The sequence below is a fragment of the Lutibacter aestuarii genome (assembly GCF_042676885.1).
Taxonomy (GTDB): Bacteria; Bacteroidota; Bacteroidia; order Flavobacteriales; family Flavobacteriaceae; genus Lutibacter; species Lutibacter aestuarii.
In genome coordinates, this window is record NZ_JBHTIC010000008.1 from 315,183 (window position 1) to 330,497 (window position 15,315).

Annotated in this window: 9 protein-coding genes and 1 pseudogene; 6 read left to right on the forward strand and 4 right to left on the reverse strand. The window is 27.8% G+C overall.

All coding sequences use genetic code 11. The features are described from left to right. Positions 1 to 35: 35 nt before the first annotated feature. Together ACFQZW_RS08940 and ACFQZW_RS08945 are read right to left on the reverse strand one after the other, a co-directional pair. Positions 36 to 365 (reverse strand): hypothetical protein, encoded by a 330-nt coding sequence (locus ACFQZW_RS08940; protein WP_386782487.1) that lies wholly within the window; start codon positions 363 to 365, stop codon positions 36 to 38. A gap of 142 nt (positions 366 to 507) precedes the next feature. Further along, entirely contained in the window at positions 508 to 840 is a 333-nt protein-coding gene (locus ACFQZW_RS08945; protein ID WP_298262531.1) for a hypothetical protein, read from the reverse strand. 239 nt (positions 841 to 1,079) lie between these two features. Here ACFQZW_RS08945 and ACFQZW_RS08950 point away from each other — a divergent pair, with 239 nt between their 5' ends. The 5 genes from ACFQZW_RS08950 (at position 1,080) to ACFQZW_RS08970 (ending at position 11,131) form a co-directional block, all read left to right on the forward strand. Further along, the gene (locus tag ACFQZW_RS08950; protein WP_386782490.1) at positions 1,080 to 4,055 is read left to right on the forward strand and encodes a ligand-binding sensor domain-containing protein; all 2,976 of its coding nucleotides are present in this window, start codon (positions 1,080 to 1,082) and stop codon (positions 4,053 to 4,055) included. A gap of 62 nt (positions 4,056 to 4,117) precedes the next feature. After that, positions 4,118 to 4,753: a response regulator transcription factor gene (locus ACFQZW_RS08955; RefSeq protein ID WP_298262533.1), complete on the forward strand. Its 636-nt coding sequence runs from the start codon at positions 4,118 to 4,120 to the stop codon at positions 4,751 to 4,753. A 93-nt stretch (positions 4,754 to 4,846) separates the two neighbouring features. Beyond that, positions 4,847 to 7,192, forward strand: a complete 2,346-nt coding sequence (locus tag ACFQZW_RS08960) for a TonB-dependent receptor (protein WP_386782493.1) — start codon at positions 4,847 to 4,849, stop codon at positions 7,190 to 7,192. A gap of 149 nt (positions 7,193 to 7,341) precedes the next feature. Continuing rightward, on the forward strand, positions 7,342 to 8,271 hold the full coding sequence (locus ACFQZW_RS08965; protein WP_298262535.1) for an EamA family transporter: 930 nt from the start codon (positions 7,342 to 7,344) through the stop codon (positions 8,269 to 8,271). Positions 8,272 to 8,344: 73 nt separating this feature from the next. Then, the gene (locus ACFQZW_RS08970) at positions 8,345 to 11,131 is read left to right on the forward strand and encodes a S9 family peptidase (RefSeq protein ID WP_386782496.1); all 2,787 of its coding nucleotides are present in this window, start codon (positions 8,345 to 8,347) and stop codon (positions 11,129 to 11,131) included. Positions 11,132 to 11,226: 95 nt separating this feature from the next. On the opposite strand, the gene ACFQZW_RS08975 is transcribed toward ACFQZW_RS08970, so the two are convergent. Together ACFQZW_RS08975 and ACFQZW_RS08980 are read right to left on the reverse strand one after the other, a co-directional pair. Further along, positions 11,227 to 12,219: an FUSC family protein gene (locus ACFQZW_RS08975; RefSeq protein ID WP_386783055.1), complete on the reverse strand. Its 993-nt coding sequence runs from the start codon at positions 12,217 to 12,219 to the stop codon at positions 11,227 to 11,229. Positions 12,220 to 12,399: 180 nt separating this feature from the next. Then, positions 12,400 to 13,377 (reverse strand): annotated as a pseudogene (locus ACFQZW_RS08980) (FUSC family membrane protein); the annotation flags it as partial. Positions 13,378 to 13,810: 433 nt separating this feature from the next. On the opposite strand from ACFQZW_RS08980, the gene ACFQZW_RS08985 reads away from it, so the two are divergent. Continuing rightward, positions 13,811 to 14,911, forward strand: coding sequence for a DUF4238 domain-containing protein (locus ACFQZW_RS08985; RefSeq protein WP_386782498.1), 1,101 nt, complete (start codon positions 13,811 to 13,813; stop codon positions 14,909 to 14,911). The last annotated feature ends 404 nt before the right edge of the window (positions 14,912 to 15,315 follow it).

Sequence of the window (15,315 nt, forward strand, 5' to 3'; positions counted from 1 at the left end):
TTTTTAAGTTTTAATTAAGTTTTTTTTCATAGTTTTTATTCTTTTAAAACAATTTCAGGTAGTAAATAAGAATAATTTTTTATTGCTTGCTTTTCAAACTTTTTATAATTCAATTTTTCTTTTATAATTGTTAATACAGAATATTTTTTTGAAACCACTTTTTCAGTGAATAAATGCCCTTTGAAATTGTGATTAAAATATAATATATTATTTCCTTCCATTCCGCTAAAACCGTTGGAGTATGAAACTATAATTTGAGTCATTGGTTTAAATTTATCTTTAGGTTTTTTTGAATCAGAATTAAAAGCGTAAATACTTGAAGTTCCAAAGACTAGAATCAATAATAATAGTTTAATATTTTTCATAATAATAGATTTTAATTCGTTGGTCATATAAAGTTACAATAGTAATTTTATAAGTCACCTACATATAAATGTAGTTTTTAGTTAGTAGAACAAAAAACTTAAACTTTATCAGCTTAAGTTTTTTTGTTTTAATTAGTGGTTGTTATTTGGTTATTCTCAACGGCATTGTAAATACTCTATCCGTTTCTCCTGGAGTATATATAACTTTATGATTCATACTTTTACGAACATATTTTAAAATTTCTGGATCTTTTGAATCTACAGATAAAATGACTATTTTACCTTCAGAATCAAAGGAAAATTTAATTTGAACATTGATATCTTCAGCAACATAAAATTCAGGAGTATCAAAAAGTTCAATAATTTGGCTTCTAATTTCTTTTACTGGTATGTCAGGTGTAGTTTCAAAAGCGAATAAAGCAAGTGTTCCAAAAGTAAAGGCGAAGGCTAGTAATAATACTTTAACATTTTTCATAATTGATAGTTTTTAATTTAAATTTTAGTAATTGTTTGATTATTGGTTTTACTAACTTTTATAGCTATATCATAATTAGTTTTGTAAAACTACACCTTAATAGAGGTGAGTACAACTACATAATAATGTAGTTTTCAATTAAATAGACTTTTTTTTTAGATGTTTTATATTTGTGTGTAAAAAAATATAGTACCTTTCATAGAAGTTAAATAATTGTTACTTATTAAACTTTTACCGTGATGTTGATTATTAGATATTTACTATTTTTCTTATTGTTTTTAAATTCATTTATAAATTTAAAAGCTCAAGAATTTAGTTTTATTGATAATGTAACGATTAGCACTAAACTCCAAAACCATAATATTATAAGTATTGAGCAAGACTCAAATGGGTTTTTATGGATTGGAACAAATTTAGGTTTATACAGATATGATGGCTACAATTTTATAGCATATAATATAACTTCAAATCCATCCCTTTTAGATAATAATATAAGAAGCCTATTAATTGATAATAATAATTTGTGGATTGCCTCTAAAGGAGGGATTAATGTATTAAACTTAAATACAAAAGTAATGCAAAGTTATATTCATTTGGAAAATGATAAACGATCTATTCCAAACAACTATGTAACAAAATTATTTAAAGATAAAAATAATACTATTTGGATAGGTTATAATACCAATTCAATAAGTAAATATTTAGGGAATAATCATTTTCAAAATTTTAAAATAAAAGATGTTTCAACAAATTCAACAATTAATGAAATTTTAGAGATGCCAAATAATAATTTAATTATTGAGGCTACAGAGTTAGAATCTAATATAAAAAAAATAGCACTTATAAATTCATCTGCAGTAAAAATAATTAGAACATCAAAAGAAAGCCCTCAAACATTATTCCAGCAAAACTCTGTAACCTATTTAGCGACAGAAAATAAAATTTTAAAATACCAATTAACTACACAAAGCTTTGTTGATGCAGGTATTAAATTTAATGAAAAAGAAAATTTGCAAGGTCTAGCATTTACTGATAAAAATAATAAAGTTTATTTAGGAACAAATAACGGTACTTTTTATCTATTTAGTTTAGAAACAAATAATGTTTTTTTAAAAATTAATATTGGAAAAAGTGAAACCTGGATAAATTCTTTTTTTGTAGATAGTACAGGTTTATTATGGATTGCAACTGCAACAGGGCTATATAAATTTAAGCAAAAGCAAAATTTATTTAGAAATCATTTACACTCTTTAGAACTTTCAAAAGCCAATAAAATTAGGTCTATTATTCAAGATGTGAATAATGATATTTATACGGTAAATCAAACTGATTTATTTAAATATGATTCAATATCTAAAACTTTTAAAAATTTAAATTGGACGAACAAAATAAATTCAAGCCCTTTTTCATTATTAGAATTAGACTCTTTAAATCTTTTTGTTGGTACACAAGGAGGAGGATTAGGAATTTATAATAAAAAAACAAATGTTCTAAGGCCTTATTTTAAAAAAAATAAATTTAACAATTACAACAATCATATTTTTAAAATATTTAAGGATGAAAATGATATTGTTTGGTTTGGAACAAGAAATGGATTAAAATATTACAATTCCCAAAAAGGAGAGATTGAAAGTTTAGCTAATGATAATTTAAATAAAGATATAATTTACGATATTAAAAGTAACAAAAAAGGAAGTTTATGGATAGGAACTAGTACAGGTTTGTTTCATCTTAAGGTTATCTATAACAATAACAATGACTTAATGATGGTTAACGTTTCAAAAATAAGAAGTATTTTCTATGAGATTCGCACAATTTTAATAAACAAGGGAACATTATGGTTGGCAACACAATCTAATGGAATCTTAAAATATGATATTAATACTCATAGGATTAAAATATTTAATGAATTTCAAGGATTAAGTAATAATACTACCTATTCTATATTGCCTGGTTTTAAAAATGATATTTGGGTTGGAACCTTACATGGGCTTTCTCGTTTAGATACCTTAAATAATTTATTTGTTAATTTTTATGATTTTAATGGCTTAGCAGATAATGAGTTCAATTCATCATCGCAATTAAAGTCTAAAAACGGTGAGTTATTTATGGGAGGTCAAAATGGGATTTCTAGTTTTTTTCCAGAAGATTTTGATACAGATATTACCAACTTCAAATTAAATATAACAAAAGTAAGTTGGTACAGTTCAACAAAAGATTCAACAATGGTTATTAATGTTGATAATAATAACCTTAAATCTTTAACTTTACCATATGATAATACATTTGTTAATTTCGAATTTTCTGTTTCAGATTATTTACAGCCAGAAAATAATAAGTACAAATATAAATTTTCAGGTTTACAAAACGAATGGAGGCTATTGAGTAAAACAAATGTTTTATCTTTTACAAATTTACCTCCTGGAGAGTATAATTTAGAAGTTATGGCTTCTACAAACTATGGAAAATGGAGTAAACAAAGTATCAAAATCCCAATTACAGTAAAGCAAATATATTATAAAAGATGGTGGTTTATAACTTTTTTAGGAGGGTTTATGGTTCTAATAGGGTTTTCTATAAGGAGGTATGAGTTAGGACACATCAAAAAAATGGAAGAGTTGAGATTAAGAATTTCAAGAGATTTACATGATGAATTAGGTAGTGCTTTAACAGGGATTGCAATAAGAGCAGAATTATTAAGTGAGAAGCTAACAATAAAAGCTAAAGATAAAGTATTAAGTCAAATTTCAATTCAAAGCAGAGAAGCAGTTGATACCCTTAGTGATATAGTTTGGGCAATAGATTCAAGGAATAATAGCCTACAAAACTTATCTGACCGAATGAATAATGTGATGTACTTGTTGTTAACACCAAAAAATATTACATTTAATTTAGATGCTATTGAAGAAAAAAAATCAATTTTATTGAAACAAGATTATAGGCAACATGTATTTTTAATATTTAAAGAAGCCATTACAAATATTATTAAACATTCTAACGCAACACATGTTTCAGTTTCTTTTTTTAAAGACAAAAAAAGTATAAGATTAAGAATACAGGATAATGGTAAAAATATCAGTTTGACTAGAGATAAATTAAATGGAAACGGTATAAATAATATGCGCCTACGTGCAGTTAAAATGAAATCTCATCTTGAAATTTTTACAAAGGATGGGTTTACAATAGAACTTTGGATAGATTATTTAAATAAATAACTACATGAAAATGTAGTTGTTTACTATTTTTAGATATTTAAATTTAATGTAATTTTAAAAAAATGGAAGTTTTAAATGTTGCCATAATTGAAGACAATAAAATTATAAGAGAAGGAATTGAATTATATTTTAATAGTGATCCTAACTTTTCTTGTAAAATTGCTGTCGATTCTGTTGAACAATTTCTAAAATGCATTGGTAACAGCCCAGATTTAAAGGTGATACTTTTAGATATAAATCTTCCAGGCATGTCTGGTATAGAAGGAATTCATCATATCAAACATCAATATCCTGATGTTTATATTATAATGTTGACTATTTATAAAGATGATAAACATGTTTTTGATGCTTTAAAAGCTGGGTCAGATGGCTATTTACTTAAAAATACGCCATTAAAATCTATAAAAAATGGAGTGTTACAAACTTTAGAAGCAGGTGCGCCAATTTCTCCTGTAGTAGCTAAAAAAATAATTCATTACTTTAATCCTCAAAAATCACATAAAGTTGATGGTTTTGAAAAACTATCAGCTAGAGAAATTGAAGTTTTACAAGCACTTTCTGAAGGTTTGCCTTTTAAAAATATAGCCAATAAATTATTTATAACTATAGACACTGTAAGATTTCATGCTAAAAATATTTATAAAAAACTTCATGTAAATAGTAAATTAGGAGCTGTTAAAATGTACTTAAATAAATAAGATTAAAAGAATAGACAATTATTAGTTAATCAAGCTTTAAAAGCCACTTTCAATAAGGTGGCTTTTTTTATATTTGTAATCATAACTCTTTTTATGAAAAATAGATTCCTATTAATTTTAACATTTATTTCAATAACTATTCAAGCTCAAGTTTTTGGTGAGTTAACAGGGTATGTAAAAGATGAAATGGGCACTCCATTATTTGGAGCATCCGTTTATTTAGAAAATACACAAATAGGAATAACTACAAATGAAGATGGTTTTTTTATTTTAAAAGGGATTGAACCAGATTCTTATAATTTAACTGCTAGTTATTTAGGATTTCAACCACAAACCAAATTTAATATTATTGTTAAATCAAAAGGAAACCAACAATATAATTTTTTTTTAACTGTAGCTTCAGAAAAACTGCAAGAAATTGTAATTACGAATCGAAAAATTAGCAGGCCAAAAGAAACTCCATTGTCAACCCAAACTTTATCAGCAAATGAAATAGCTACTTATCCTGGAGGAAATAATGATGTAGTTAATGTAGCACAATCTTTACCTGGTGTTTCTCCGTCAGTTGGAGGTTTTAGAAACGATTTAATTATTCGCGGTGGAGCCCCTAATGAAACGGTTTATTATTTGGATGGAATGGAAATTCCAAACATTAATCATTTTAGTACACAAGGTAGTTCTGGCGGTCCTGTTGGTATGCTCAATGTAGCTTTTATTGATGATGTAACTTTGTCATCTTCGTCTTTTGGTGCACAATATGACAATCCTTTATCAGGTGTTTTACAGTTTAAACAGCGCAAGGGTAATAATAGAAAGTTTAATGGAAATTTTAGATTAGGAGCTAGTGAAACAGCATTAACCTTAGAAGGGCCTTTATTTAAAAATAATGCCAAAGAAAGTAAAACAAGTTTTATTGTTTCCGCTAGAAGAAGTTATTTGAAATTTTTGTTTGAATTGATAGGGTTGCCAATTAGACCAGATTATTGGGATTATCAATATAAAATAGCTCATAAAGTTGATGACTATAATGAAATTTCTGTTTTAGGAATTGGGTCAGTTGATGATTTTTCTATAGAAGCTTCCAAAGAATATGATGAAGAGCAACAGGCTACATTAGAACAAGTTCCAATTATTGAACAGCAAACCAATACTATGGGTGTTTCTTGGAAACGTAGATTTAAAGATGGAAGTGGTTTTTTTCAAACAACATTAAGTACCAACTCCTTAACCAATCAATTTACTCGTTATCAAGATAATGAAACTAAAAGCAATGTGTATTTTAGTAATAATTCTAAAGAAACTGAAACAAAGTTTAGATTTCAGTATACAAAATTTTTAAGTAATTGGAAATTCTCTACAGGTGTTAATACACAATATTCTAACTATTCAAATTCTACTATTGATGTAGGTTCAAATATTGACTATAATACTAAAATAAATTTTTATAAATATGGATATTTTGCCAATACAACTACCTCTTTTTTTGATGATAAATTAGATTTTTCTTTTGGCTTTAGGTTAGATGCTGATACATTTACAAAAAATAATTCACGTAGTGCCAACTTTTCTCCAAGGATGTCATTATCATACAATTTAAATGAGGTTTGGAAATTAAATGCATCCTTAGGTATCTATTATAAAATTTTGCCTTATACAAGTTTAGGATTTAGAGATGCTTCAAATAATTTAATAAATAAAGACGCAGATTATACACAAAGCATTCATTACGTAGTTGGAATTGAACGTATTCTTGGCCCAGCTTCTTCAATTACTTTTGAAGGATTTTATAAAAAATATGATAAGTATCCCATTTCAGTTTTAGACGGAATATCGCTAGCAAATAAAGGAGCAGGTTTTGAAGTATTGGGTAATGAAGAAATTGAAACCATTGGAAAAGGACGTACTTTTGGTACAGAGCTGTTGTACCAACAGAAATTAACAAATAATTTTTATGGAATTTTTTCGTACACATTTTTTTATAGTGAATTTACTGGTTTTCAAACTTCAAAGTATGTTCCTTCAGTTTGGGATAGCAGGCATTTAATATCATTTACAGGAGGATATAAATTGAAAAAAAATTGGGAGTTAAGTTCACGCTTTAGATTTTCAGGAAAAACACCCTACGTTCCTATAAATAAAGAAGAAACACTAAATAGCTATCCTAATATTGTGCTTGATTATAGTAGGTTAGGAGAGCTTAAACTAAAAACATTTAATCAATTAGATGTTAGAATTGATAAAAAATGGAATCTAAAAAAATATGCAATTGATTTATATATTGAATTTCAAAATCTTTTAACACATAATGCACCACAACCTCCAGAATATGGTTTAGAGAGAAATGACAAAGGCGAACAAGTTACTCCTAAAAACCTAGTAGAAATTAAGACTGATAACGGAAAATTAATTCCAAGTATTGGCTTTGTTATTGATTTTTAACTTCCCATAAACCATTATAATGTATTGATTAACAAAGTTTTATTATTGAATTATTTTTTAGAATTTAAAATTATGGAAATGTAGCATTAGGCACATTTCTATGTAAAATATTTTTCATAACATTGGCCTATTAATTTTATTACCTTACAATGGAAAAAACACCCAATCCTATTTTAATTGTTTTAGCCTTTTTTTCCATTTATGTAATTTGGGGATCTACTTATTTATTAAACAAAATTGCAGTAACGGAGTTACCACCTTTAATGTTGGCTTCCATTAGATTTATTTCTGCCAGTATTTTAATTTTTAGTATTGCTCGAATTTTAAAAATTAGTTTGCGTATTACAAAAAGGCAATTGCTAAACACTGCAATAGCAGGATTTTTATTTTTAGCTTTTGGAAATGGTGTTGTAGTTTGGGCTTTAAAATATGTAGATAGTGGATTAGCCGCTTTAGAAATTTCTGCACAACCATTAGTTGTTTTATTAATGATGCGTGTATTTGAAAGAAAAAAGATTTACGCAATGTCTTTAATTGGAATTTTACTAGGCTTTATTGGTATTTTTTTATTGGTAAGTCAAAAAGAATTGATAAGAGATGAAAATACAGTAATTGGAATGTTAATGGTGTTTGTTTGTATGGTTAGTTGGAGTTATGGAAGTATTTTTGTTTCTAAAGCAAACCTACCATCAAATTTTTTTATTAACACAGGTTATCAAATGTTAACTGGAGGTATTATTCTCTTAATAGGAAGTTTTACTTTTGGTGAAGTTTGGACGTCTCCAGCAAATTGGACACAATCTGTACAATTTTCAATGATTATTCTAATAGTATTTGGAAGTATTGTAGCGTTTACTTCATTTAATTACTTATTAAGAGTTGTTTCACCAGAAAAAGTGGCTACTTCAACGTATGTAAACCCAATAATTGCCTTGGCGTTGGGTTGGTATTTTTTAAATGAGCAAATTTCGTTACAATCAATAATTGCAGCAATAATTTTACTTACAGGTGTTTATTTTATAAATACTAAGAAAAAACTTACGTTATATTCTAGATTCTATAGGTTTAAAAGAAAATAGCCATTTTATGTAAATTCTTAAAAAGGTTTCATTCAATTCAAGTATATTTATAGCTTAATTTAATCATTTAACAATGAAAGCTATTTTTACTACTTTTTTAATTTTATGTACAATAAGCGTTTTTGCTCAAAAAAAAATACTGGATCATAAAGATGTTGATCTTTGGAATACCATTGAAAAACCTAGTATTTCTTCCAATGGAGATTTTATAATTTACTCTTTGAAGCAGGGAGAGAAAGATAGTTATTTAAAAATTAAGAATTCTAATGGTTCTTTAGTTTTAGAATATGAAAGAGCCGAATATGGTCAGTTTTCTTACGATTCAAATAATGCCTTTTTTTCAATAAAGCCATGGAAAGACAGTATTAAAGAATTAAAAAGAAAGAAAGTAAAAAAAGATAAACTACCAAAAGATACTTTGGGCATTTTTAATTTAAACACCAATGATTTTATTAAAATTGGAAATGTTAAATCGTATAAAATACCAGAAAAATGGTCAGGTGTAGTCGCTTATGTATTAGATGAAACACCAAAAGAAAATTCTAATAAAAAATCGGATTCTTTAGCTAAAAAATCTATCTCTAAAAAAAGTAAAAAAGTAAGTAAAAAAAATGGCTACCATTTAATCCTTAGAAACTTATTAACTTCAAAACAAGATACTTTCAAATTTGTTACCAATTATTCGTTTGCAAAGGACGGAAAAAAGCTTTCATTTATTTCAACTGGTGTAGAGGATATTTTTAAATCTGGAGTTTATATTTATGATATAGAAACAGGTGGTTTAAAAAATATTCATTCAACTAAAAAAGGAAATTATTATAATTTTACATTCAGTAATAATGGACAAAAGGCAGCTTTTGTTGTGGATGCTGATACAACAAAAGCACAAATTAGACCCAATGAACTTTACACTTGGAATACAACTAAAGAAAAAGCTACTAAATTAATAGACAACACAACTACACCAAAGGGTTTTTTGGTTTCTTCTGATGCTAAAATTTCATTTTCTGAAGATAATTCTAAATTATATTTTGGTTTGTCATTACCACCAATTGTGAAAGATACGACGTTACTTGATGAAGATATTGTAAATGTAGAAGTTTGGACTTATAATGAGCCTCAATTGTATACAGTTCAAGAAATGCAAGCTAAAAATGATGCTAAAAAATCATATACAGCCGTTTTACACTTAAACAATAATAAACTGGTTCAATTAGCTTCAAAAAAATATCCTAATACAGAAATTGGTGCTAAAGGAGATGCTAATTATGCATTAGTAAATAACCCAAAGCCTTACCAACTTCAAAGTCAATGGGAGGGAAGTACAGCTCGTGATTATGCACTTGTAAATGCCCTAACTGGAGAAACCAAAAACATGCTTACTAATGTAAAGGGCAGGGTACGCTTAAGTCCAAAAGCTAATTATGTTTATGGTTATAACTTAGTTGATAGTACTTGGTTTTCTTACCATATTTTAACTAATAAACTAATTAATTTAACAAAAAATAGAGTTTTTTATGATGAATTAAATGATAGCCCAAATTATCCAGGATCTTATGGAGTTGCAGGTTGGACAAATAATGATGAAACAGTTATTTTATATGATAGGTATGATATTTGGGAATTTGACCCTTCCAATGGTGAGAGTAAACAACTAACCAATGGAAGAAAAACTAAAACGGTTTATCGTTATCTTAAATTAGATGCAGAAGAAGTTTCAATAAATAAAGATAAAAAATGGCTGTTAAGCACGTTCAATGAAATAGATAAAAGTGCTGGTTATTACGAGTATAATCCAAAAAATAATAAAGGTGAACAGTTGTTAAATGGAGACTTTAAATTTTCAAGACCCCTTAAAGCAGTAAATGAAAATCAACTGTTATTTACACGACAGTCTTTTGAAGAATTTCCAGATTTATGGCTCTCAAATTTAAATTTTAAATCGCCAATTAAAATCACCAATGCAAACCCTCAACAAAAAAACTACAACTGGGGAACAGCCGAATTAGTTCATTGGACTTCATTAGATGGTATTAAATTAACAGGAATGCTTATTAAACCTGAAAACTTTGATGCTTCAAAAAAGTACCCAATGATTGTTAATTTTTATGAAACTAGTTCTGATGGATTGCATAATCATAAGGCTCCATCAGCTGGAAGATCCACTATTAACTATAGTTTTTATGCTAGCAGAGGCTATATAATTTTTAATCCAGATATTTATTATAGAGTTGGATATCCAGGAGAAAGCGCTTATAATTGCGTTATTCCTGGAGTTACATCTCTTATTGAAAAAGGATTTGTCGATAAAAACAATATAGGTGTGCAAGGACATAGTTGGGGAGGCTATCAAATTGCTTATTTAGTTACTAAAACAAATATTTTTAAGGCTGCAGAATCTGGTGCACCTGTACCAAATATGATTAGTGCTTATGGAGGAATTAGATGGTGGACAGGTTTAAGTAGACAATTTCAGTATGAACATACTCAAAGCAGAATAGGGGGAACTCCTTGGGAATTTCCAATGAGATATATAGAAAATTCACCCATTTTTGCAATTGACAAAATTAACACACCGCTGTTGATAATGCATAATGATGCAGATGGGCATGTGCCTTGGTATCAAGGTATTGAATTTTTTACCGCTTTAAGAAGATTGGGTAAACCATCTTGGTTTTTAAATTATAACGGAGAGCCACATTGGCCATTAAAACTCCAAAATAGGAAGGATTTTAATATTAGAATGCAACAATTTTTTGATTATTATTTAAAAAACGCTCCAAAACCTGTATGGATGGAAAAAGGTGTTCCAGCAATAGAAAAAGGAGTCAACCAAGGTTTAGAACTATTGCAGAAATAAGATGTATAAAAGAAATATTTGAATATAAATAAAAAAATTATTTTTTAAAAAATATGGTTACAGTTGTTTACAATTCATAATTATAATATTTTATACTATTTTAAAGGTTTTGTAGCAACTGATGTTAGTTTAAAAAGTTTAGCTTGCTCAAGAATTTGTAAAGTTACTTCAGCAATATTAAATAGTAAAATATATTGAATTTGTGTGATTTCTTTGTTCGTATTTAGCAATTGATTACTAATTTTTTCTAAAGTATCTTCAATGTTTTCAATTTTGTTATTGCTTTGGGTTATCAACCAATGATGCGATTCTTCTAATGCTTTTAAAATGTGAATTTCAAAGACTTGATGGGATAGTTTTTCTTGTTGATTTTGATTTCTATGTGCACCCAATGCAGAAACATAAGAAAGTAAAGCGTGATTTAAATAAGTTAGTTTAAATGCTACTTTTTTTAATTGTTGTTGTTTTTGAGGATCTAACTGCATATTTTGCCAGGCAGTAACTAACGCATTGTCAGCTCTATGTGCTTCTCTTCTAGCAATTCTATATTCTAAATCATCAGTTGTTGGTTTTTTATATTCTTCTAAAATTGCCTTAAAGTAAGTTGTATTTTTAAGAATGGCTTCACTCAACAAGTTTGGTAATTTTTTATATTGCCATTCCGGCCATAAAAATCGAACTACCACAAATGAAATAATTGCTCCAATAATTGTATCTATTAAACGAGGAGCCATTACATCAACTCCTTTATTAGCAATAATATTAAAGGCACAAAGTACAAAAATTGTAACATAAATAACACTGATAGAATAGCGTCGCTTCATCCAAATTAAAAATAAATAAGAGGAAGCTAACATTAAAACTATTTGTCCTGAAAATGAAAATAGTTGTATAATTAAGACACCAATTATCACACCAGCCAATGTACCAACAGTTCTTTGAAATAGCCTTCTTCTTGTTTCACTATAGCTAGGTTGTAAAACAAATAAAATGGTAAGCACAATCCATTCTCCTTTAGCAATATGAAAATATTCTGACAAGGTAAAACCAATTAAAAAAGAAACACTTAACCTTAAAGCATGCCGCATTCTTGGATGATTTATATTTAACTGTGCTTTTAAACGTTCAAAATAAGTGCGTGAATCTTTTTCTAATCTTGGAAGTAAATTAGACAGGTTATTTTGATGAATATTTTTTAAAGTGATATGAGATTTACTTAAATTAAGGATGAGCAATTTAATAGGTTGAGATATTGTTAATTTATTATTTTGTAATAAACTATTGGTAGTTTTCACCAACCAATCTAACGCAATTGGATGTTTGTAAGAAATGCCAGTAAGTAAACTTTTAGAAAAATTTTGGGTGGCATGAGCCAATTCATGTAATAATTGACGAATTCCACCAATTAATTCATTATTTAGAGGATTTGCACTTAATAAATTGTAAGGGTCATGGCTTGATGCAGCCCGTTCATGCAAGCTTTGTAATACCATAAAATAATGTAGGTATGGTTGAAGCGGTTGCTGATTAGAAAGTGACTCTCCATAACTATTCAATACTGCTTTACATTTATCTAAGGCTTCAACAGTTTGTACATTTAGTAAGGCTAGCTTGGCACGTATTTCTTTTTCTGTAGGTTCATCACTTGGAAATAATTTAGATTTTTCGTTCTAATACAACGAAAGAGCTGTAAAGCCTCTTGCTAATTGCTCTTCAATTAAACTGTATGGCTTTAAGCTTAATAAAATATAGGATAAAACACCATAAATAAATGCTCCAGTGGTTAATAAAATAGGCTGAACATACCAATTAGGACTTATGTCAGCTCCAATCATGGTATAGATACCTATAAGTAGCGCTCCAAAAGTTACACCTCTAAATCGTTCACTAATTCCGCCTATTAAAATAAATATAATGGTAGAAAATGAGAGTCCTATAGCTAGTAATATTGGATAAGGTTGTAATAACTCTACAGAAAAACTTGAAATGGCAAAACTTAAAACTTTTAGTACCATTGATTTTAAACGTCCATTAGGGTGGTCATCAGTTTCAGATAAAGTACCAGCCAGAGCACCTAAACCCAAACTTACTCCATAAAACGGATAGCCAAAAATCACCATTAAAATAACAAGTGTGCCAATAACAAAGGTAGCTTTAAAAGCCAACAATCTATCTGGATCGCTTAAAAACGTATTTCTAAAAGATTTGTACCATGATATATTAAGATAGTTGAAAAGTTGATTCATTTTTTATGGATGCTTAGCTATATTAATTGCCTTGCAAAAGTAATCAATACATTTGGTAGCAATTTAAATAATATGATAATATTATAAATGCTTTACACTTTTAGAATTTAGATTGGTGTCATATATGGTTTTAATTGAGGAAGTACAAATAAAAGATACAACAATAATAAATATTGACATTTGTACTATAATGTTCTGCGTTATGTAACTTGAGCTTTGGTTAAAAGCGAAAGTTATTACTACAGTTTCTTTAAAAAATTTATTCTAAAAAGTTTCTTTTACAATGTTAATGGAACACTCTTTTTACGAAGCGACGGTAGGAAAGTAGTGGAATGTGTGTGAAATGGATTAATACTAATAATATTATCTTTGATATCTAAAATTAAATTTAAAGAATGAATTATTATTACCATATTCTTAAAAAATTATAATAATGTCAAAACCCGTAAGACAACACTATATACCTCGTTCATACTTAAAGAACTTTGCTACGGAAAAAGGAAAAAAAACTTTTGTTGTTGACGGTTACAGATTAGATGATGAAGTTTTACTAAAGGATTTAAGTACTAAAGATATTTGTCTAGAGAAGCATATCTATACCATAGAAACCAATGATGAATCAAAAAAATTTGCTTTAGAAACGTATTATGCTGATAATGTAGATTCTGAATATCCTAATGTCTATAAAATCCTTACTGACAAATCTATAAAAAGAGTTGATAAAAATCAGAAGTTTCAAATATTATACGTCTGCTTATCTTTATATTTTAGAACACCACATTATCTAAATCAACATAATAAAATTACTGATGAAATCTTTGATAACGCCATTCCTTATGCAGATAAAAATGGAGTTGTAACCTTAAATTATTTTGGTAAGCAAGTAAAATTTCATAAAGATGAAATTGAAAGTATTAAAAAGGATTTTCAAAAAGAGAATAAAACTATATTTCACGTTAGGCATCTTGAACAATGGATGAAATTTGTTCATTTCAAATATGGTTGTGTAATTAACGTAATTGAAATTGAAGATAAAACTGCACCTTTAATAACTTGTGATAATCCTGTTTCTATCAGACATATGAAAACTAATCAGTTTGCAGGTCTTTTTGATGTCGATTCAGTAATAACACTACCATTAGATTCATATCATTTTTTAGAGATTCATCCTAATACTTACGAAGATGGAGATACTGTTATAAATAGATTAATACACGACAAAGATTTCGCATTTACTACAAATGAAATAACACAATCCAATGCTGAAAACTGGATATTAAGCAAATCAGGACATATAGATATTCATTTTAAAATACAAGACTATTATGCGGATGATAAAAATGGAGAAGAGACTTTTGAAAAGGCTAAATATAGAGCAGAAGAGATGCAACGAGTTTTTTCAATGGTAGAAAAGGAAGGTTTTTCAAAAAATGTCATTGATGAATATAAAAAGTTGGAAAAGCATCCTCATTTTAAAGATGATAAAAATTTAAAAAAACACTTAGCTATGATAAAGGCAAAAGGTTTGTATTGACAAAAATTACCTCTACAATTAAAGAATATAAGTTTTAGACAAAATAAAAACCAGCTTTTAAAGAGCTGGTTTTTTAGAGCCTGACGGAGGAGTCGAACCTCCCTTTTCCCTTTTTAAAACATAGTTTGATTTAGGTAGTAAAAGTCACCAATTAACTCGGGAGCATCAGGCGGAAAGGAAGTTGGGCTCTCCTCCGACAAACTGAATTAAACATGTTAGTGCAAATAAAACTGTTTGCACAATAAACGACTTGAATAATGTAATTACATATGTTCTCATAATATTGCTTTTTAATTTTGATAATAATTCTACTAAATAGCTGATAACACTTGCAACTAGTGACCTAATTACTAATAACCCTAAATCAAGGTCTATGAAAAGATCTTACTTCTTATAAATATACT